This window comes from Thermoproteus uzoniensis 768-20 (genome assembly GCF_000193375.1).
Lineage (GTDB): Archaea > Thermoproteota > Thermoprotei > Thermoproteales > Thermoproteaceae > Thermoproteus > Thermoproteus uzoniensis_A.
In genome coordinates this window covers 1,886,330-1,905,208 of record NC_015315.1, presented here as the reverse complement: position 1 = coordinate 1,905,208, position 18,879 = coordinate 1,886,330, and the positions used below count along the sequence as shown (strand labels likewise).

Sequence of the window (18,879 nt, the reverse complement as noted above, 5' to 3'; positions counted from 1 at the left end):
CTACTCTGCCCTCAGCTACGGCGAGAGTCGCGAAATATGCCAGCGTCGATCTGCCGGTGAAGAAATCCCCCTCCTGCGCGATATCCCCCGCCGCGTCCGGTTAATCCCCGAAGGGTCGGCGGCCAGATGTCCTCGTCCGTCCACCGCTAGCCCCGCCTCTTTCGCTAGCCGCACGCCTCTACCAACCGTTCCTCTGTGTCGGCCGCAGGCAGGGCTGTCGCTAAAGATTTATTATATCTAAGCGCCTCATTTAGGCGGTGGAGCTGGTGAAGCCGTGGAGAGACGAGGAGGGCTATTTGAAGGCGAGGCTGGCTGAAGCCTTGTACGAGGCGGAGCTGGCTAGGAGGTTTTTAGAGGAGGGTCTGTGTAGAAACGCCGCCGGGAAAGCCTATCGGGCATGGAAAGCGCTATTGGCGGCTTTAGCCCTTAAGGAGAGGGACATATTGAAAGAGGCGTTTAGAGGCGCCAAGAAGCTCCGGAACGGCAAGAGACTCAGCGAGATTGACTGGATAATTGCCTTTATGCCGTCTACTAGGGTCAGGGCCGTGGCCCAAATATTGGCGAGGAAATACGGGGACGAGCTACTGATGTATACAGATATAGCGCTCAACCTACATGAATATCAATATAATGGACCTGATAAGGAGGGCGTGTTTAGCAGATACCGCGACGACGAGGCGGCTAGAGAAGACGTGGCGAGATTAATAAGAGGAATTGAAAAACTGAGGGAACCACTAGCCCGAGAGGCCGGCAGCTCTGAGGAGAAGCCCGGGCGGATTTAAGCTCTGCAGATACATAAACCTCTCTTGACCAGAGGGTTGCCTTCAGCCAACCTCCCGCCCTCGAGGACGTACGTCTTGTCGGCTACGCGGCATATGAGCTCCAAGTCGTGTGTCGCCAAGACGATGGCTACGCCCTCCTCCTTCAGTTTAGTTATAAGCCTTACGACCTTTTCCGTCGTTTCCTCATCTAGATAAACCGTGGGCTCGTCCAGTATGAGCAACTTGGGCCTATGGGCTATAGCGGCGGCGAGGGACACAAGCCTTTTCTGGCCTCCGCTGAGCTTGTAGGGGGGCTTGTCCAGGAGGTGCGTTATGCCTAAAATCTCGGCTACCTCACTCGCCGCCTTGAGGCCCTCCCCGGCTCCGTAGAGCCTCGAGGGCGTGTACGCGATTTCGTCCAGAACCGTGTCGTTGAAGAACATATCGTCGGGGTTTTGGAACGATACGCCTATTAGCCCCCGGAGCTTCCGCGCGTTGTTCTCGTCCAGCTTCTCCCCCATGATGTAGATCTCGCCCCTCCAAGGCTTCAGCAAACCGGCTAGGAGGAGCAACAGGGTGGTCTTGCCCGAGCCCGTGGGGCCGTATACGGCCGCCGCCTCGCCTTCTCCCACCGAGAGATCCACTCCCTTTATGACGGGCTCCTTGTAGTAGCCGAACTCTACCCCCAAAGCCTTAAGGACTTCTCGCCTCATACGCCATCCTCAAGGCTCTCCCCCTCTCGATACTGTATATTATTATATCGCCTATGGCCGCGGCGTACGCCTTTTTATCGAAATCGGGCGTGCGCGCCTCCCTTGCGGCCACCACGGCTATCGCCGTTCTTCCCAACGTGTATATATACGGCGGCAGGAGCCCGAACAGCTTGACCAAATCGCGGGGCAGTAGCTTCTTGAACGCGTCGAAGAAGCCGTTCCAGCCACAGTACAGGAGCCCGCCCACCAATACGGCGGCCGATCCCGTCGCCCTAGATATGAAGAGAGCGGGATCCACCTTGCTGGATATGAGGCCTAACAAGGTGGGGAGGGATACCAAGGACGCGAAGGCCGCCGACATAGCCGTCGCGACGCCCCATTCCCTCAAGCCGCGCCCTCTCCACGCCGCGATGACCCCCGCCGCGGCGAACGCCAAGGACATATAGCGGTCGGGGGAGAAGGCCGCGGCGACGGTGGCCGCTGTGAAAAGGTAAGGCAGAGAGGGGTGGGGGTTCCTAACTCTCTCGAAGGCCAAGACCGCCTTGGTCAGCTCCTCAACGAACTCCTTTAACACGTCTCCTCCTCGCCACCAACACTTGGTATAGGACGTAGTATATGGCCAGCCCTATAAACGCCGAGACTATATATCCGGCCCAGTCGGGCAGGCCCGGCACTGTGTAGTCTATAAAGGGCGTCCAGTTGATCTGATATCTTATATCCTGGAGGACTGGGCGGCCTGCCGCCTCGTTTATCATGTCAGCGGCTACGTCTAGGGGCTCGTGGTAGCCTATCAAGTTGGCGAGCCATACGCCGAATATAGGCGATATCAGCGCGAGGACTATCAAGAGCAGTACGAGCCTCCTCATAGCCTCACGTATTGAGGCGCCCTCTTGGATAGGTAAACGACCACGAGGGCCGTTATGAGGCCCTCCACGATCCCCAGCAACGCGTGCCACATAGTCATGACGGGGACGCTTATAGCTACGCCGTATGGGAAGGCGGGGCTGAGGCCGATTTCTAGACCTGCGGCGAAGCCGGCCACCGTTATGCTCGCCCAGCCGGCCACTAGAGCCGCCCAGAATTTGCCGTAGCGCCTAAGCGCTTTATAGACGACGTAGCCCACTAAGGGCGCCACGACGCCCATGTTGATGACGTTGGCCCCCAACGTCGTTATGCCGCCGTCGTGGAAAACCAAGGCTTGCACCACCAACACTAGCAACAAAACGAAGAAGGCGTCGAAGGGCCCGACCAAAATCGCCGACAGCGCCCCGCCCACTAGATGGAGCGAAGTGCCCCCGGGGATGGGCCAGTTCAGCATCTGGGCGACGAATATGGCCGCGGCCAGCGCCAAGATCATCTCCATGTTTTTGGAGAGATCGCTGTGTTTGTACGCGTAATAGCCGTAGCCCAGCATAGCCGCCCACGTCACTCCGGCCGAGATCGGGTCCAAATACCCGTCGGGTATGTGCATGGGTAATACATACATTGGATTTTTATATCACTTTTTCAATATGATGAAAAGTTCTAATAGCCGCCTATTTTGGGACGATCTCTATCGGGGGCGAGACGTCTCGGAAGGAGGTCTCGAACGCCTCCCGGTCGTCGAGGGCTTGAGGAGAGGCAGAAGCGGAGAGCCCGAGGCCTGGCCCGCCCTAGCCAGTAAGGCGGCCTCAAGGCCGACCGGGCTGTCCGGCGGATTTGGGAAAAGGCCAGTAGGCGTTGCCGATTGCGCGAGTGCCGATCGCCGAGTAGGCCCTCGGGACGCCCCGATAGCCGGAGGAGGGCAGATATCTAGAGGAGACGCCCGCGGTCTGGCAACTGGCGTTGGGCCGCGAGCGGGAACCACCCAGCGCTTGTTCTAACCAGCCTCCTCTTGGCGATGTATTCTCTGGCCTTCTTGACGAGGAGTTGCCAGTAGTCGCCTCTGCCGCATAGCAGGACTCCGTCGTGAGCTACGTCGAGTATCAACGCGCTTTCCTCAAGCAACTCGTCTATTTGTTGTACGGGCACTCGGACCGATTGCCCGAACTCCTCCTGGATCACAACGTAGGCGCCTTCCAGCGAGATCAAGGCGATATCCCAATCGCTCAAGGCGTGGAAATCGCCGCGCGCCCTCGATCCGAAGAGCACGACGTCGGCCTCGCCGCAACGGCGAGATACGAACTCTCTCAAGATCTCCGAAAGCTCGCGTTCCCTTGCCTTGTTTAGCTCTATCCACCTATCCATCGCCACAACGACTCCATACACTTAATACATTCCTCCGCCTCCCAACGCTCGTATTCGCCTATCCTCGCGTCGGGATACCTGGCCTGCAGATAGTGTTGCTCGAGGAACTTAGCGCATTTGGCAACGCCCTCGTCTAGCCCAATGCCTCTGATCTGGGCGAGCCTCTTCGCCATCTCGTATAGGCTGTGCGTCAACGGCCTGGCGCCGGTCTCCTTAACCAAGAACGCCTTGAGCGAGAACTCGGCCTATTGTTGCGCCAAGAAACACACGAGGTCGTAAGCCCCTATCTCCAAATTACGCAACGCGTAATCCCTATACCGGCTCGCCTTATCCAGCCAGATCTCCGTTGCTTTTCCTGAGAATTGCTTAAAAGCATTACGCGGAAGGGTTATATCCTCTCGGCGTCCATGGACAGATCGAGTGCCCGCGAGCTATGGGTTATATAGCCGCTCGATATCACGTCGACGCCCGTCCTCGCGTACTCGACCACGTTGCTCGGGTTGATCTCCCCGCCAGCCACTAGCAGAACTTTGCCTTTCAACTTGTTCACGACTTGCATTATCTCGGCAGGCCTCATGTTGTCGAGCAGTATGGCGTCGGCGCCGGCCCTAAAGGCCCTCAAGGCGTCCTCGTACGCCGACACCTCGACCTCCACCTTCTCGTAAAGCCCATCACTTAAGACAGCTCGCCTTGATCTGGCAACTTACTACAAGACGACGGGGATCTTAGCCCTTCTGATCAGCTCTCTGAAATCTTCGTAGTCCATGCCGGCCAGCGCCTGGGCCAACCTCAAATCCCCCGTCTCCACGTAGTACTTAAGGGCGGCTCTCAACTTCGGCGGGAGAGAATCTATGAAGGCCCAATCCGCACGCTCCCTCCTAATCCTCCTAGCCTCCTCCTCCCACTCTAGCACCTCGTCAATCGACATATATATTCCCAGTCCCTCCGCCTAAATAAATGCAACGTCTCCCTCTCGTACCTCCTCAGCTCCTCCACCACGTCGGAGATATGCCCCGCCCGCCAGGCCTCGACGATGGCCTCAAACGCCCTCCAGACCTCCACCGCTATGCCGAGGACCCTCGGCGCGAAGTACGCGCCGCCATTCTCGGTCAACACAACATACCCGAACCTCAGCCCCGCGGCGAGGCAGACGGCCTCCGGGAAATCCACCCTCTTCAACGGCCTCGACCTGCTCATGGCCATGATCCTCCGGGCCTCCTCTTCTAGATCGGGCGTCTCGGTGAACAGCGCCATCTTGTCCGAGGCGAGGCTCTCGGCGACCCAATCCACCGCCGGAGGCAGTTTAATCTCCCTAAGGACAGACTCGGGGACGTGCACCACGTCGAATAGCTCGAACAACAAGTCCCTGTTGGAGTATCTGGCCCAGTCAACCAAGAACGACGTGTCGGCTACGGCCTCACGTGACGCTGGGGACACGGGCTTTTATCCTCAGCTCGTTAAACTCATCGACGGAGAGGCCGGCGATGCGCGACGCCACGTAGATATCCCCCGTCTCCACGTAGTACTTAAGGGCGGCTCTCAACTTCGGCGGGAGAGAATCTATGAAGGCCCAATCCGCACGCTCCCTCCTAATCCTCCTAGCCTCCTCGAAGGCGTCGAGGACCTCCTCCACGTCTAACTGAACCGGGAGGGTTAAAAGGATGACCCCGCGGCCGGACGGCGGCCGTCAAGCCAGTTGCCGCACCGACTCCCTCCTCCCGCTTTTGGCCTCCTCCGCTATCTTGAGAACCCTCCACATCTCCTCCTCGATCATCTTGGCGGCGGCCTCGGGGTCCTCACCCGTGGAGGCCGCCAGCTCTCTCGCCATCTGCTTCCACATCTCCATGCTCTCCCTCAAAGTGGATAGGTCCACCTTGGCTATTATGACCCCGGCGTGGACCATCACGAGGTCGCCGGGCTGCAACGCCCCCTCGTCTATTCCCACAATGGCCGGCCTCTCCACGCCGTCGCCTGGATCGACCCAAGCCACCCCTCCCTCTATCTTGGTCACCACCGAGGGGACCGCCCAGCACATGGCTACAACGCCCCGACCTCCCTGGCTATCTCCTCAGCGAGGCCCCCGCCGCCGAACCTCGCCCATATGGCGCACGTGCCCTCTACAGACACCATGCACGGCCCTATCGGTCTGTCGGGGGTGCAGGCCTTCATGAAGAGGGGGCAGTCAGTCGGCTTGGCCTTGCCCAAGTTCACCTCGGCGCATTTGCAGTTGGCCGGGAGGTCGTAGCGCCAGGTCTCCGGCGTCAGGTCGGGAATCCCGAAGTACTCGAGGGCGTCGTGTTCCTTAAACTCGTCCCTCAAGGCAAGGCCGCTCTTGGGGATATACCCTATCCCTCTCCAGGCGGAGTCCACGGTCTCGAACACGGTACGTATAGAGGACTGCGCTTTTAAGTCTCCCTCCCAGGTGACTGCCCTTGTGTACTCAATTACCACCTTGTGCTCCCCTCTGGCCAACTGCCTCAATATCTCGGCTACGGCCATGAGGACGTCGTTGGGCTCGAAGCCCGCCACCACCACGGGTATCTCGAAATGCTCCGCCACGGGGCGCCAGGCCTTGCCGCCCACTATAGTGGAGACGTGGCCGGGCGCTATCACGCCGCTTATGGGGAAATCTGTCGGCTTCTCCCTCACGACCTCTAACGTGTAGAACATGGCGGGGGGCGTCAGCTTGACGAGCGGCATGAGCTTGAGATGGCCCGGCACAAGGCCCTTGAGTATGGCCTCGGAATATCCGGGCGCCACAGTCTCGAAGCCTATCCCGACGAAGGCCGAAGGCTTGTTGTGCCTCCTCGCGTCCATGATGGCGTGGAGGAAGGAGTGGACTATCCTGACGTCTCCCCCCAACGCCCTCGCCTCGGCCAACGTGCGCGCCCCCTTAACGGGCCTCAACGCCGGGACCTTAAAGACGTCGCCGTAGGTATATATGACAACTCCCTCCAACGCCAGCTTTATGGACTGCTCTATGTAGTACGAAGGCGTTACGCAGACGGGGCAACCCGGCCCCGCGACGAGCTCCACGTTGTCCACCCCGGCCTTGCCCAAGAGACTCCTCAGGCCGAAGTGGACAATTGTCCACTCATGGGTGCCGCAGAAGTCCATAACCTTGTAGACATAGTCCCTATCCCTCGCCTTGAGCTCCTCCGAGTATTTCCTTATGCTACGGATAAGCGTCGAGGTGACGGCGGTCTTCCGCCTGAAGGCGAGCTCGATTGCGGCCATCTCCCGCCTCATCACGGGGCACTTCCAGCAGTCCAAGGTAGGCGGCACGGGGAAGTTCTCGGGAAGCGAGACGCACGACACGGCCCTATTGGCGATGCTGTACTAAAAAACCGTTTTCATTTTCGTGAAAAGCCTTGAGGCGGCCCCTAGGCCTTAGGTATATTTATAGCTACTTGCTTTACTTTAAATTTATAAATTATAATAGATGAGATCCATGTTACAGCAAATATAGATACAATTATAATCCCTATATTGCCCCACCACACATCCCCGTTCACGGCAGCTATCCAATCCCAGAACGGCCCGGCTAGGTTGAACTCGCTCTGGATAAGGCCTAAGAGCTCGAGCGTCCCGACCACCCACGCGACCATTACGGAGATTATGGTGGTCGTGAGGTTGTACCACACCTTCCTCAACGGATCGCTGAAAGCCCAGCCGTACGCGGACGACATGAAGAAGCCGTCTGTTGCGTCCACCAACGCCATCCCCGCTGTGAAGAGGAACGGGAAGACGAGCAACATGTATATGGGCATCCTTATAGTGGCCGACGCTATCGCCGATATGGCCAGAAGCGCCGTCTCCGACGCAGTGTCGAAGCCCAGCCCGAAGAGAAATCCTATAGGATAGAGGTACCACTGCTTGTCGACTATCTTGAACAGCTTGCCGAAATATCTGCCCATGAAGCCTCTCTTGAGCAACAGCTCGTTAAGCTTAGCCTCGTCTAGCTCTCCGCTCCTCATGCGCTTGAATATCTCGTATATCTCGAAGAAGACCAAGAAGTTGAGGAGGCCGATTATGTACAGGAACCCTCCGCTCACCAAGGTGCCCACCACAGAGCCCACGTTCTCGAGCTCGGGTATGGCGGAGGCCACGGCCCTTACGCTGAACATCAAGGCGACTGCGAGGAGTATAACCACCGTGGAGTGTCCCAGGGAGAAGAACAGGCCGGTGAACCTGGCGTCTTTCCCCTCCTGCACCAGCTTCCTCGTGCTGTTGTCTATGGCGGCGAGGTGGTCGGCGTCGAGGGCGTGTCTGAGGCCGAACATATATGCCAGGATGCCGAGCGCAAATATAGTCATGGGATGCCCCTTGTACTTCACAGTCCCCACGAGGGATGCGAGGCCGTTTAGCCACAACACCAGAGCCGCGGTTATCGCCGCTATCGCGGCGTAAAACAAGGCGATTTGCCAGATCTTCTTGGGAACCGCCATCAATCCGCCCGTCTCGCCTCGTATTAATAAATCTTGTTTTCAGTATTACGGAAAGCGATTACACGCGCCGATTACGTAAGGCACGGATGGCCCTTGCGCAAGCCGCCGGTCCAGTCGTAGCTAGAACAATATCGCTCTATGCTCCCTCAATATTTTGGGCCTCACCTCATACACCTTCTCTATTACCTCCTCGGCGAATACCTCCTCGGCGGGGCCTATGGCGTATATCTCGCCGTTTTTCATGAAAGCTGTAGCTCGCCGTTGCACTCTCGGCGAAGAGCCTCACCAAAGGCCGTCTAGATGCCACAGCCGAAGTAGCGGGACGCCTTATAAGTATTCCTTCATTCGTATTAAGGTAGCACGGCGATCGCGGAGGCAACGGCTTAATAACTGCACCGGCAGGTGTCTGTGGACGCATTTAGGATATACGCCGTCGGCATAGTCCAGGGGGTCGGCTTTAGGCCGTACGTGAAGATGCTCGCCGATAGCCTAGGCGTGAGGGGCTACGTGAAGAACCTAGGAGGCGGCGAGGTGGAGATATTCGTCGAGGGGGAGAGAGCCCGGGAGTTCGTAGACGTCCTTAGAGAGAGGAGGCCGAGGGCCATAGTGCTGGAGGAGCTGGTGGTGGAGAGGGCCGAGCCGCGGGGCTACGCGGCCTTCGAGATATTGAAAAGCGGCGAGGAGGCGCGGGCCCCCTCCAACATACCGCCCGACATGGCCATATGCGACGAGTGCCTTCGGGAGGTCCTCAAGGGGGGCGACGAGAGGAGGAGGGGTTACTACTTCAACTCCTGTAGCTTCTGCGGCCCCCGCTTCTCCGTGATAAGGAGGCTCCCCTACGACAGGGAGAACACGAGCTGGGCGGCCTTCCCCATGTGCCCCCGTTGCAGAGAGGAGTACTCCACGCCGTCTGTGGGGGGCCTGCGCCGGTATTTCTACCAAGGCATATCGTGCAAGCACGACGGGCCGCGAGTGAGGCTTCTGGAGCCCTCCGGCAGGGCCGTCGACGCCGCGGACCCGGTGCTGGAGGCGGCCGAGCTCGTGTCGAGGGGGTTCATAGTGGCGGTGAAGGGCGTCGGCGGGTATCACATATTCGCCAAGGCGAGCGACGACTCCGTCGTGGCGGAGCTGAGGCGGAGGAAGAGGAGGCCCAGCCAGCCCTTCGCCGTCATGGCGCTCGACCTAGAGACTGCGAGGCGCTTGGTCGAGGTCGACGAGAGCTCGGCGGAGCTCCTGGCCTCTCCCCAAAGGCCCATAGTCCTCTTGCCCAAGAGGAAGGACTCCCCGGCGTCCCCCCTCGTCTCCCCCGGCCTCGATAGGGAGGGGATCTTCCTCCCCTACACAGCCCTCCAGTACATCCTCTTGTCAAACATAGACGATAGGTTCGCGATAGCCACCAGCGGCAACGTACACGGGGAGCCTATGTGCACCACTTTGAAATGCGTCTTGGAGAGACTGAGGGGCGTGGTGGACTACGTCCTAGACCACGACCTAGAGATCGTGCACAGGGTGGATGACAGCGTGGTGAGGTTCACAAACGGCGTGGCGACGTTCATCCGCCGATCCCGCGGCTACGCCCCGGCCTGGATCAAAATGCCGAGGAGGCTCGAAAAGCCGGTGGTGGCCTTCGGCGCCGATCTGCAGACGGCGGGCGCCGTGGCCTTTAACGACAAGGCCGTCTTGACGCAGTACATCGGCGACCTCGACAGCTTCCAGGCGCTGGAGGACCTCGACAGAGAGCTTAGGTGGTTCGCCGACGCCTATAGGCTAAGGGACTTCCTCCTAGTTTGCGATAAAAACCCGGCATACAACAGCGTGAGGCTGTGTAGAGAGTGGGGAGAGGAACTCGGCGCTGAGGCGCGCCAAGTTCAGCACCACCACGCCCACGCGCTCGCCGCCGCCGCCGACGGAGGCGTCGACGAGCCCTTTGTGGCTGTTGCCATAGACGGGGTGGGGTACGGCGAGGACGGCGCGGCGTGGGGCGGGGAGGTGCTCTACGTCGAGGGGACGCGCTACGTGAGGGAGAGGCACCTCCCCTACGTCCCCATGCCCGGCGGCGACTTGGCGGCCCTCCGCCCGGCGAGGATGGCCGCTGCGTACTTCCACACGGCCCTCGGCGAGGTCCCAAGGGGCCTGGCGCTCTACCTACCAGGCGGCGAGGCCGAGCTGGCCCTCGTGGAGAAGGAGTTGAAGAGCCCCAGGGCGTGGACATCCAGCGCGGGTAGATTTCTGGACGCAGTCGCCGCGGCGCTCGGAGTAGCTTGGGAGAGGACCTACGAGGGGGAGCCCGCCATAAAGCTCGAAGCCGCCGCGCGTGGAGGCGGCGGCCTCCAGTTCCACGCGGAGGATCAAGTGGAGCTCTTCGCAGAGGCTGTGGAGGCGGCGAGGAGAGGCGCCTCGGTGAGAGATGTGGCATACGGCGTACAGCTGAGGCTCGGCCAGATACTGGGGGCCTGGGCCTGCGACGCCGCGGCCAAGAGGGGCGTCGGCGTGGCGGCCGTCTCCGGAGGAGCCGCTGTAAACGACATCATTTTAAGAGGCATAGCGGAGGAGGCTTCCCGCTGTGGACTGCGCCTTGTCCAGCACAGGAGAGTCCCGCCGGGCGACGGGGGGATAGCCCTGGGCCAGGTCTACTACGCCACCTACCTCTAGCCCGAGGCCCCTGGCTCCACCTGCTCCGCAGGGCTCAAGATATCTATACCCAAGGACTTGGCCAGGGCGCGCACGAAGTCCGGGTTTTTGTCGTGTATAAACGGCGACACTAGAATCACTCTCTCAACCCTCCTCCCAGACACCTTTTCATACAGTTCCGCCTTCCTCTTTACATATGGCAAATCGCCGCGCCTAACCGCGGAGGCGATCTCCACCACTAACACGACCCCGTTCCTCACCACCACGTCCAGCTCCACCTCGCTTGGGTATCCGTAGACCTGGCCTCTCTCGTCGAAGTACGTCCACCGCTCCACCGCGTAGCCAGCCTCCCTAAGCAACTCCCTAACCCCCTCCCTAAAAGCCTCCTCACTCCACACACCCCACCGCGCCCCCAAGGCCGTAATCTGTATAGACAACTTCCTAATCTCAGCCCGCAACTCCTCCTTGGTAGCAAAAGCCTTCAAGTCCTCCTTAGTGGCGAAGACTTTTAGATCCTCCTTAGTGGCAAATATCTTCAAATCTTCCTTAGTTGCGAAGGCCTTTAGATCTTCCTTCGTCGCCATTCTGCTCCTTATGTCCTCCAGCTCCTCTCTGGTGGTTAATGTCTTTAAATCATCCTTCGTGGCCATTCTGCTCTCTACCTCTTCTAGCCTTTTTTCTAACTTCTGTAGCTCCTCTTTTGTGGCTAATCGTTCTAGATCCTCCTTCGTCGCCATCGTGTTTCTAATCTCCTCTAGCTCTCTTTTGGTTGCCATGTTGTTCTTGATCTCCTCTACTTCTCTCAATAGCCTTTCCCAAGGGAGTAGCTTGGCGAGGGCTTCGTACACAATGTGAGGCCTGGCGGTCAGAACCTCCACTAGTATCTCAGGATGCTCCAGCAAAATGCGCCTCACCTCCTCGGCAACAGACACAGACACATACGATATGGGAATATAAAAACATGTTTTGGCAATTCGCTTCTAGGCGGTTGAAAACACATATCACCACTCAGCATACGCTGTCTGCTACCTAGGCCTTAAAGACCCTCGATGAGGGCTTCACGCCGCAATTTTTAGCATAGTGTTAATTATTTTATTAATAATAACTGTGGGGGCTGGGCGTGGGCGCATCTCATTCCATCCCTTTTCTCAGGTACGTAATTAAGTTGCTGAAGAGGAAGGGACTACACGCGGAGCGGCGTGGCCGGGCTGGAGGGCATCGCTGAGACTGTCTACAAGGAGCGCGAGGCCGCGGGGAGAGAGGACTTGCTAGGCGACTACCTCAAGTTACAGATATGCAAGCGATAATTCGGGATCTCTCAACGAGGAGAGTAGAGCAGAGAGACGGATATGATCGGGCCGGACACAAACAGGGGGATGCCGCCCCTCCTTTAAGACCGGCCATCAACGCCCGACGGAAGGCGGAGGAGGTGGCATGCACGGCCGGTCTGCAGGCAGATCCGAGCCGGCCCCGTCGGCGCGGCTGTCTTGAAAAGACCTGCGCGACCCGGCGGCTTTGAGCATCGGCGAGAGGCCGGCGAGGCTCGAGACAACGCCGCATGCCAGCCCCTAGACTCGGTTCGGCGAACCGTATTGATCCGCGCATGGGCGCGGTCCTTGCGGGCGTAGCTGAAAACCGGTAAAGCTTTTAAACAGAGGAAAAAATAGAGGCGGATGAGCCGCCTCTGGACCCCGGAGGCGGCGAGGGCCGCGAGCGGGGTAGGCCAGCCAGGTAGGCCGCGGGGCTCATAGGGGGGACATCCCCCTGTGAGACCCCGAGGTCCCGGGTTCAAATCCCGGCCCCGCTATAGGATTTCTATCTTCATTTACAAAATCGCAAAACTACATAGGGTAAAGGAGGGGGTTACCTTATGCTGAGTCCTTCTGCTAGTTTTAGGACGATCCGCCTCTGCCGCCTGTTGGAGCTATCCTCGACATCTTCCTTACTGCTTCATTGCCCGACATTAGTTTAACTATCCCCAGACCGCGTTGCGGATTGCGTGCGGCGGGCTTTCGGCGGGTCGCCGGCGCAATCTATTTAACTCGGCAGGCGTCGGCGTGTGTGGAGAGGTTCGAGGCGGCGCCGGGGGTCTCCGTGGAGCTGGTCGTGGGCGATATAACCGAGCTGGAGGCCGACGCCATCGTGAACGCCGCCAATTCCTATCTGGAGCACGGAGGGGGCGTGGCGGGGGCCATAGTGAGGAAGGGCGGCTACGAGATCCAAGAGGAGAGCAGAGAGTGGGTGAGGAGACACGGCCCCGTGCCTGTCGGCGGCGTCGCCGTCACGGGCGCCGGGAGGCTTAAGGCCAAGTACGTCATACACGCGGTGGGGCCTAGATGCGGCGTCGAGCCGGTGGAGAAGATAGGGGAGGCCGTGGAGAACGCCATAATGAAGGCCGAGGAGCTCGGCCTCAGAAGCGTGGCTCTGCCCGCCATAAGCACCGGCATATTCGGCTGTCCCTACGGCGAGGCGGCCAGACTGACTGCCGAGGCCGTGAGGCGCGCCGCGCCCAGGCTGAAAAATGTCAAGAGGATTATAGTCTGCCTATACGGCGAGGAGGCCTATAGGACGTACGTCGAGGCCTTCCGGCGGGTTTTCGGGGCCAGGTAGGCTTTTAAGGCCGGGCGCCGGAGCTGTGGTGAACCCGATCAGGAATATATTGAACAAGCTCAAGTGGACGGGGCAGAGGGGCTCGATAGTCTACATCAACCGCGGCTCCCCTGGAGACGTCGCCGAGATCTCCACCGAAGACCTAGAGGAGATAGGCCGCGGCGGCTTCACCACCAAGTCCGGCGCCTACATACCCTACCACAGAGTGGTCGAGATAAGGGACGGCGAGGGCAGAACCCTCCTGAAAAGACGCCGTTAACAGCCGCCGAGGTCCAGACAATATTTCAACTCCGCCGGCATTAACACACGCCGGAGTTTCAGGTAAACGGCGCCATGCCGGGAGAATTGACGCGGCGTAGCAGAACGCCGTTCATCTACGCCCAGTGTTAGCTGGTGCCAGCTAACACGGCGGGATAAGACGGCGGCCGGATCTGCAGATGCTCCTGTACATGCCGCCGAGAGGCCCGGCGCAAAATACGCCGAAGAAACGCCGCTGGGCGGGACCCCAGACGAGACACCTCAACTCGTTAACTTATTCGGACCAAACATACGTATTTCCCTAATTATCTTGTATCTAGGCAACTGCTCATTTATAGAAGTACTAAATATTTATTCTTAATATATATTATATAATCTATTTTATATTTATAGTGTCCTTGCTATTCCTGCCATAAACTTGTCTACAACCTCGTAGAGGCCTCTATCTACTTCCCTCACTAGGTACATATTGGCTAGTGCCTTTAGTCCGACGCTGAAGGTCTTGTCGTCGAGCGCGTGTCCTATCTGGGCCTCGACGAATTTCTTTATCTCGGCCCACCTGGCCTTCCCCAACGCGGCCAGGGCTTTGTATATGGCTAGCTCGTGTCTGCCGAGCTTCCCCAGCTCGCTCCTCACGAGCTCTCTCGCCGTCTCGGAGAGGGCGGCCAGCGCTTCCCTATGCCTCTTCCCGCTTGCCCTCAAGCTTCCGTAGTAGGTGAGCCAGCCGACAATGCCGTCCAGCTCCTCGACCGCCTCCTCTATTTCGGCATCGCCGACCTCCACCCCGCATTCCCCGAAGCCTCTTCTCAAGAACTCCGCGGATTCCTCCGGGCTGAAGGGCCTCAGCTCGACCTTGACGAGCGGCCTCCCCAGAGATTCGGGGCTCTTCATTATGAGCTTCATGGTGCCTACCAGAGATCCGCTGAATAGAAACCTCACCTGCGCCTCGTTGTAGAGTACCGACAGGAGGGCGGGCAGCCGGGGGCTGACCACGTTCTGGACCTCGTCGACGGCTATCACCACGTCTCCGAGCTCCTTGAGGATCCTCTCCAAAGTCGCCGAGGGCCTTCTCTCTATCTCTATCTGGAGGACCGATAGGTTGAGCTTGATCCTCATGCCCACGCGCCTCACCTCGTCGATGAGCCTCAAGCCCAGCGCCTTGAGGCTCGGCGCTGTCGAGGCGTCTATATATATCCCGTTCAACTCATTCACGGCCACCTTCATCAGAGTCGTCTTGCCGACCCTCCTAGGCCCCAACAAGACCGGCCAAAAGCCGGCGTTCAGGAGGCGCTCCAGCTCGTCTATCTCGCGATCCCTCCCGAAGACGTATCTCCTGTCGGCTTTCGGACGTATGTCGAATAGGCCGCAGGTAGCTGGTGCCATACCAGTAACTGGTGGGGCACCAGTTAAAAAGCGTAGTAGTCGTACTTCTCTATCTTGGGCTTCCCGGTCTCGAGAGACTCCTTCACGCACATAAGGATCTCCTCTGCTATCGGCTCGGGAGGGGGCAGACGCTTCGACACGCCTCGGCGGCCTTTGACGACCTCCACGCGCTCCATCTCGTCGTTGAGGACGCCTATGGTGCACAGATAGACGTAGTACAGCGCCTCCTCCAGGGTGGCCCCCCTTGCCTTTGCAGATCTGGCTATCTGCCTGGCTAAGTCCTCCGCGAACTCGGCGAGCTCCTCGGGGATCACTGGCCCTTAAAGTTTCCAAAATAAATATATTTCTTTCCCGACAAAAACGGTTTTTTACTAATATTTGAGAAATTATCTAAGGAAAATAAAAATAAATAATAATGTATGTTTATTGGAACTGCGCTTGATCTGGAAAAGGAGAGGTAGCTATTAGATCAACTCCTCTGCCCTGAGCTTCACCATGTGGTGGACGTCGCCGAACCTCATCTTCAGTATCTCCAAGCCTCTACGGGTCAGCGCCACTTGGTTGTCCTGGACCTTCACCGCGCCTAGGCCCTCCGCCGTGTTCAGTACGTGGTACAGCTCGTCCAGCGTCAAGTGCAGGCTCTTCGCCAGCTCGCTTATGTGGACCCTCCCCCCGAAGTCGAGGACGAGCTTTAGGAGGCCTAACAGACTATCGGCGTCTACGTTTTCCACGTAATGGGCTCGATATTATCTTTATAAGCTTATGCCCGACGGCGTGCGGAGCCCCCGGCGCGTCGATGGACAAATTCCCGGCCGCCCTCCCGCCCTCAGCGTCTGGCTAAGTCGATATTTTTATAGGGTTTGTATATCTCCATGGGCCTTAGGATGGAGCAGTACGGCATGGTCCTCAAAGAGGTCGAGGCGGGCCCCGGCGGCAGGCGGACCTTGGAGCTGCTCTTCGGGCCTCAACACCCGACGTCGGGCCATATCCGCTTTTTCGTGGAGCTCGACGGCGATATAATAGTGGATATAAGGCCGGATCCCGGCTTCGTCCACAGGACCATGGAGAAGCTGGGCGAGACCCGCCACTTCATGATGAACATACCTCTGTTCGAGAGGCTGTCTCTGCCCGACGCCATAAACGTGACCTGGGCGTACTCCATGGCGGTGGAGAGGATGCTGGGCTACGACGTCAGCGAGAGGGCCGAGTACCTCAGGACCCTCTTCGGCGAGATGAGCAGGATATCGGTCCACCTCTACGACCTGGCCCTCCACGCCATAATGATAGGGTCGTCCACGGGCTTCATGTACGGCTTCGGCCTCCGCGACCTCCTCACCAACCTCTGGGCCATAGCCACGGGCGCCAGGACGACGCCGACTTGGGTCTTGCCGGGAGGCGTTAGGAGGGCGCCGCCCAAGGTCTTCTACGAGAGGCTGGCCGGCTTTCTGGACTTCCTGGAAAGGAAGATGGACGAGTTCTACAGGCTGGTCGTCAAGAACCCCGTGGGCTATTACAGGCTTAAGGACGTGGGCTACCTCAGCAAAAGCGACGCCGCGGCGTACCTCGCGACGGGGCCCGGGGCGAGGGGATCCGGGGTGGACTGGGACGCGAGGCGCGATCTGCCCTACGGCATGTATAAACAGGTCGAGTGGGAGGTGAAGGTCCGCGACGAGGGCGACTCGTTGGCCAGAACTCTCGTCAGGATAGACGAAGTGAGGGAGAGCGCCAAGATCATAAGGCAGTTGCTCAAGTCGATGCCCATGGACGGTCCCTTGGTCGGCCACAACGCCACGCACAAGATACCCCCCAAGGAGCGGGAGATGCTCAACGAGATAGTGAGGATGAGCGGCTACTACGTCACGACGACGAACCTCGCCGAGGGCACCGGCGTGACGGAGGGCGGCAGAGGGCGGTACTTCTTCCAAGTCTTCGGGTCGGGCACCGAGAGGCTTTTCAGAGTCAGGATCTCGACGCCCTCTTGGCAGAACCTCAGGGCCTTCATGAAGGCCACAGTAGGCGCCAGGCTCATGGATCTGCCGGCCATCTACGGCAGCTTCGGATTCTTCCCGCCGGAAGCCGATAGATAACTTAAAAAGGGGATTCTTTACGTAGGGCTATGGAGATCCCCTCCTGGCTCCTTTCCCCGCGCCTGTGGGATTTTCTCTTCGACGCGGTGGTGTCCACGATAGTGCTCCTCACGATAGTCTGGGCCGAGAGGAAGATAGCGGCGAGGGTCCAGATGCGCGTCGGCCCCTTCCACATATCGCCTAGGCTGGGCGGCTACTTCCAGCTGATAGCCGACGCGGTGAGGTTCGTCATGCAGGAGGTCATAATCACCGTCGACTCCTACCGCGTGTTGTTCGTGGCGCTCCCGCCGCTCTTCGTGACTCTGGCCCTCATGCCGTCCTTCATGGTGCCGCTCTCGCCCTACCTCGCCCTCCTCTCCAGGCCCTCGTTGCACTACGGCATAGTGATGGCCCTAGCGATCCTCTTCTACCTCTTCATAATAGTGGTGGGCATTGGCTGGGCCGTGAACAACCGCTTCGCCTACATAGGCGCCGCCAGAGAGGCCCTCATAATAGCCGCATACGAGATACCGCTACTCGACGCCTTCGCCAGCATGTTCCTCACCTACAAGACCATAGACCCCATAGAGATCGTGGCGAAACAGACCTACATAGTGGGGGCAATCTACAACCCGCTTGCCTTCATCGTCTACATCATAGGCGTGGCGATGGCCACAAGCCGCTTCCCCTTCGAGATAGCCGACTACGAGGGGGACGTGGCCACGGGGCCCTACAGCGACTTCTCCTCCATATTTCTGGCCTTGACCTACGCCGGCGGCATCTACATAGCGCTGTTCTCCTACTCGCTCCTCGGCGCCCTTGTGTTCCTCGGCGGGTGGGCCCCCATAACGCCCGGCCCCTGGCCCGCCGACGTGTGGGGCAACCTCGCCGCGGCGGCCTGGGTCATGATCAAGACGTTCGCCCTGATGCTCTTCTTCGTCTTCCTACGCTCCGTCATGCCGGTGGCTAGGCTCGACCACACGCTGTCCTTCAGCTGGCGCTGGCTTTTGACGATCGCGCTCGCCGCAACCGCCGTTTCTGCGGCCGAGTACTTCCTGTTGTGACCATGGCGGGCCAGAAGATCGGCGAGGCCATAAAGGCCGTCCTAGACGTCATAGGGCTTGGCGTCAAATACACCATAAAGCCCGAAAGGCTGACCATATACTACCCCTACGAGGTGCCCGACTATATGGGCAGAGTGAGGGGCTGGATCGGGCTATGGACCGAGCGGTGCACCTCTTGCATGATATGCGCGAGGATATGCCCCACAAACGCCATAAAGATGTATATGGAGAAGAACGGGAGGCGCTACCCCGGCATAGACTACGGCCGTTGCATAATGTGCCACTACTGCATAGACGCCTGCCCCACCTACGCCCTCTACCCCACCGACATCAGAGACTTCGCGTTCTACAGACATGAGGACATGATGTACACCCCGGACATGATGAGGAAGCCGCCCCAGGTGCCCAAGCTGGTCCCCCACGTGGTGAAGGTAGTCCACGAGTACTCCAAAGGGCGTGTGGTCAAGGTGAGGGTCGGCGAACTCGGCGAGCACAAGCCGCTCCCGCCGGCCCCCTCTGTGCCCGTCGTGGAGAGCTAACTTTTTGGCTGAGGCGATCCCCGACGCCTCGGTCTCCAGACCCCGGCGAGAACCTGCCGGAGATCGGTATTTCACGGACCCCGCAAGGACGTATCACGAGGCCGTAGCCATATGCGACGGTAGGCGTACAGGCCGGATGGCCGCGCCTCCCAGCGAAGGCTCGCGCCGACTGCATCTCGG

Annotated in this window: 23 protein-coding genes, 1 tRNA gene and 2 pseudogenes; 8 read left to right on the top strand and 18 right to left on the bottom strand. The window is 59.1% G+C overall.

Annotated elements, in window-relative coordinates; all coding sequences use genetic code 11:
• Positions 1–257: 257 nt before the first annotated feature.
• Positions 258–782: a PaREP1 family protein gene (locus TUZN_RS10710; RefSeq protein WP_013680993.1), complete on the top strand. Its 525-nt coding sequence runs from the start codon at positions 258–260 to the stop codon at positions 780–782.
• Here the strand turns inward: TUZN_RS10710 and TUZN_RS10705 are convergent.
• The 14 genes and pseudogenes from TUZN_RS10705 to TUZN_RS11570 form a co-directional block, all read right to left on the bottom strand.
• The gene (locus TUZN_RS10705) at positions 779–1,474 is read right to left on the bottom strand and encodes an energy-coupling factor ABC transporter ATP-binding protein (protein ID WP_013680992.1); all 696 of its coding nucleotides are present in this window, start codon (positions 1,472–1,474) and stop codon (positions 779–781) included. The two genes, TUZN_RS10710 and TUZN_RS10705, sit on opposite strands and share 4 nt — an antisense overlap.
• Positions 1,455–2,048 carry a hypothetical protein gene (locus TUZN_RS10700; protein ID WP_013680991.1) on the bottom strand — a complete coding sequence of 198 codons (594 nt, stop codon included), beginning with the start codon at positions 2,046–2,048 and terminating at the stop codon, positions 1,455–1,457. Before TUZN_RS10700 ends, TUZN_RS10705 begins: the two co-directional genes overlap by 20 nt.
• A complete protein-coding gene (locus TUZN_RS10695; protein WP_013680990.1) occupies positions 2,029–2,340 on the bottom strand; it encodes a PDGLE domain-containing protein in 312 nt (103 codons plus the stop codon). The genes TUZN_RS10700 and TUZN_RS10695 overlap by 20 nt, the downstream gene beginning before the upstream one ends.
• Complete coding sequence (locus tag TUZN_RS10690) at positions 2,337–2,945, bottom strand: energy-coupling factor ABC transporter permease (protein WP_013680989.1); 609 nt, start codon at positions 2,943–2,945, stop codon at positions 2,337–2,339. The genes TUZN_RS10695 and TUZN_RS10690 overlap by 4 nt, the downstream gene beginning before the upstream one ends.
• Before the next feature lie 320 nt (positions 2,946–3,265).
• The gene (locus tag TUZN_RS10685; protein WP_013680988.1) at positions 3,266–3,700 is read right to left on the bottom strand and encodes a nucleotidyltransferase domain-containing protein; all 435 of its coding nucleotides are present in this window, start codon (positions 3,698–3,700) and stop codon (positions 3,266–3,268) included.
• Positions 3,685–3,993 (bottom strand): annotated as a pseudogene (locus tag TUZN_RS11130) (HEPN domain-containing protein). Before TUZN_RS11130 ends, TUZN_RS10685 begins: the two are co-directional and overlap by 16 nt.
• Before the next feature lie 95 nt (positions 3,994–4,088).
• Positions 4,089–4,355 (bottom strand): annotated as a pseudogene (locus TUZN_RS10680) (nicotinate-nucleotide diphosphorylase); the annotation flags it as partial.
• A gap of 51 nt (positions 4,356–4,406) precedes the next feature.
• Entirely contained in the window at positions 4,407–4,628 is a 222-nt protein-coding gene (locus TUZN_RS10675; RefSeq protein ID WP_013680985.1) for a hypothetical protein, read from the bottom strand.
• Positions 4,607–5,137 carry a hypothetical protein gene (locus TUZN_RS10670; RefSeq protein ID WP_013680984.1) on the bottom strand — a complete coding sequence of 177 codons (531 nt, stop codon included), beginning with the start codon at positions 5,135–5,137 and terminating at the stop codon, positions 4,607–4,609. The genes TUZN_RS10675 and TUZN_RS10670 overlap by 22 nt, the downstream gene beginning before the upstream one ends.
• A complete protein-coding gene (locus TUZN_RS10665; RefSeq protein WP_013680983.1) occupies positions 5,118–5,333 on the bottom strand; it encodes a hypothetical protein in 216 nt (71 codons plus the stop codon). Before TUZN_RS10665 ends, TUZN_RS10670 begins: the two co-directional genes overlap by 20 nt.
• A 54-nt stretch (positions 5,334–5,387) precedes the next feature.
• Positions 5,388–5,735 carry a HypC/HybG/HupF family hydrogenase formation chaperone gene (locus TUZN_RS10660; protein WP_052886259.1) on the bottom strand — a complete coding sequence of 116 codons (348 nt, stop codon included), beginning with the start codon at positions 5,733–5,735 and terminating at the stop codon, positions 5,388–5,390.
• 2 nt (positions 5,736–5,737) lie between these two features.
• A complete protein-coding gene (gene hypD, locus TUZN_RS10655; RefSeq protein WP_013680981.1) occupies positions 5,738–7,018 on the bottom strand; it encodes a hydrogenase formation protein HypD in 1,281 nt (426 codons plus the stop codon).
• 65 nt (positions 7,019–7,083) lie between these two features.
• Positions 7,084–8,148 (bottom strand): HoxN/HupN/NixA family nickel/cobalt transporter, encoded by a 1,065-nt coding sequence (locus TUZN_RS10650; protein WP_013680980.1) that lies wholly within the window; start codon positions 8,146–8,148, stop codon positions 7,084–7,086.
• Positions 8,149–8,268: 120 nt separating this feature from the next.
• Entirely contained in the window at positions 8,269–8,391 is a 123-nt protein-coding gene (locus tag TUZN_RS11570) for a hypothetical protein (protein ID WP_013680979.1), read from the bottom strand.
• Positions 8,392–8,556: 165 nt separating this feature from the next.
• On the opposite strand from TUZN_RS11570, the gene hypF reads away from it, so the two are divergent.
• Complete coding sequence (gene hypF, locus TUZN_RS10645) at positions 8,557–10,800, top strand: carbamoyltransferase HypF (protein ID WP_013680978.1); 2,244 nt, start codon at positions 8,557–8,559, stop codon at positions 10,798–10,800.
• Here hypF and TUZN_RS10640 read toward each other — a convergent pair.
• On the bottom strand, positions 10,797–11,711 hold the full coding sequence (locus tag TUZN_RS10640) for a DUF3782 domain-containing protein (RefSeq protein ID WP_052886258.1): 915 nt from the start codon (positions 11,709–11,711) through the stop codon (positions 10,797–10,799). The genes hypF and TUZN_RS10640 overlap by 4 nt on opposite strands.
• Before the next feature lie 780 nt (positions 11,712–12,491).
• Between TUZN_RS10640 and TUZN_RS10635 the strand changes: the two genes are divergently transcribed.
• The 3 genes from TUZN_RS10635 (at position 12,492) to TUZN_RS10625 (ending at position 13,648) form a co-directional block, all read left to right on the top strand.
• Positions 12,492–12,586, top strand: a tRNA-Met gene (locus TUZN_RS10635).
• 254 nt (positions 12,587–12,840) lie between these two features.
• Positions 12,841–13,389, top strand: a complete 549-nt coding sequence (locus tag TUZN_RS10630) for an ADP-ribose-binding protein (protein WP_013680976.1) — start codon at positions 12,841–12,843, stop codon at positions 13,387–13,389.
• 28 nt (positions 13,390–13,417) lie between these two features.
• Entirely contained in the window at positions 13,418–13,648 is a 231-nt protein-coding gene (locus TUZN_RS10625; RefSeq protein WP_237698234.1) for a DUF504 domain-containing protein, read from the top strand.
• 386 nt (positions 13,649–14,034) lie between these two features.
• Here TUZN_RS10625 and TUZN_RS10620 read toward each other — a convergent pair whose 3' ends face one another.
• The 3 genes from TUZN_RS10620 to TUZN_RS10610 form a co-directional block, all read right to left on the bottom strand.
• On the bottom strand, positions 14,035–15,030 hold the full coding sequence (locus tag TUZN_RS10620; protein WP_013680974.1) for an AAA family ATPase: 996 nt from the start codon (positions 15,028–15,030) through the stop codon (positions 14,035–14,037).
• A 23-nt stretch (positions 15,031–15,053) separates the two neighbouring features.
• On the bottom strand, positions 15,054–15,344 hold the full coding sequence (locus TUZN_RS10615) for a hypothetical protein (RefSeq protein WP_013680973.1): 291 nt from the start codon (positions 15,342–15,344) through the stop codon (positions 15,054–15,056).
• A 150-nt stretch (positions 15,345–15,494) separates the two neighbouring features.
• The gene (locus TUZN_RS10610) at positions 15,495–15,761 is read right to left on the bottom strand and encodes an AAA-associated domain-containing protein (RefSeq protein WP_013680972.1); all 267 of its coding nucleotides are present in this window, start codon (positions 15,759–15,761) and stop codon (positions 15,495–15,497) included.
• A 141-nt stretch (positions 15,762–15,902) separates the two neighbouring features.
• On the opposite strand from TUZN_RS10610, the gene TUZN_RS10605 reads away from it, so the two are divergent.
• Genes TUZN_RS10605 through TUZN_RS10595 form a run of 3 tightly spaced genes read left to right on the top strand, consistent with a single transcriptional unit; the run spans position 15,903 to position 18,699 of the window.
• A complete protein-coding gene (locus tag TUZN_RS10605) occupies positions 15,903–17,117 on the top strand; it encodes an NADH-quinone oxidoreductase subunit D (RefSeq protein WP_052886257.1) in 1,215 nt (404 codons plus the stop codon).
• Between the two features lie 29 nt (positions 17,118–17,146).
• The gene (locus TUZN_RS10600; RefSeq protein WP_013680970.1) at positions 17,147–18,160 is read left to right on the top strand and encodes an NADH-quinone oxidoreductase subunit H; all 1,014 of its coding nucleotides are present in this window, start codon (positions 17,147–17,149) and stop codon (positions 18,158–18,160) included.
• 2 nt (positions 18,161–18,162) lie between these two features.
• Complete coding sequence (locus TUZN_RS10595; protein ID WP_013680969.1) at positions 18,163–18,699, top strand: NuoI/complex I 23 kDa subunit family protein; 537 nt, start codon at positions 18,163–18,165, stop codon at positions 18,697–18,699.
• The last annotated feature ends 180 nt before the right edge of the window (positions 18,700–18,879 follow it).

Coding starts and splice junctions, on each gene's coding strand:
- TUZN_RS10660 (WP_052886259.1), bottom strand. CDS start 5,735: ATGTGCTGGGCGGTCCCCTCGGTGGTGACCAAGATAGAGGGAGGGGTG.
- TUZN_RS10675 (WP_013680985.1), bottom strand. CDS start 4,628: ATGTCGATTGACGAGGTGCTAGAGTGGGAGGAGGAGGCTAGGAGGATT.
- TUZN_RS10690 (WP_013680989.1), bottom strand. CDS start 2,945: ATGCACATACCCGACGGGTATTTGGACCCGATCTCGGCCGGAGTGACG.
- TUZN_RS10650 (WP_013680980.1), bottom strand. CDS start 8,148: ATGGCGGTTCCCAAGAAGATCTGGCAAATCGCCTTGTTTTACGCCGCG.
- TUZN_RS10685 (WP_013680988.1), bottom strand. CDS start 3,700: ATGGATAGGTGGATAGAGCTAAACAAGGCAAGGGAACGCGAGCTTTCG.
- TUZN_RS10695 (WP_013680990.1), bottom strand. CDS start 2,340: ATGAGGAGGCTCGTACTGCTCTTGATAGTCCTCGCGCTGATATCGCCT.
- TUZN_RS11570 (WP_013680979.1), bottom strand. CDS start 8,391: ATGAAAAACGGCGAGATATACGCCATAGGCCCCGCCGAGGAGGTATTC.
- TUZN_RS10705 (WP_013680992.1), bottom strand. CDS start 1,474: ATGAGGCGAGAAGTCCTTAAGGCTTTGGGGGTAGAGTTCGGCTACTAC.
- TUZN_RS10605 (WP_052886257.1), top strand. CDS start 15,903: ATGGGCCTTAGGATGGAGCAGTACGGCATGGTCCTCAAAGAGGTCGAG.
- TUZN_RS10600 (WP_013680970.1), top strand. CDS start 17,147: ATGGAGATCCCCTCCTGGCTCCTTTCCCCGCGCCTGTGGGATTTTCTC.
- TUZN_RS10620 (WP_013680974.1), bottom strand. CDS start 15,030: ATGGCACCAGCTACCTGCGGCCTATTCGACATACGTCCGAAAGCCGAC.
- TUZN_RS10595 (WP_013680969.1), top strand. CDS start 18,163: ATGGCGGGCCAGAAGATCGGCGAGGCCATAAAGGCCGTCCTAGACGTC.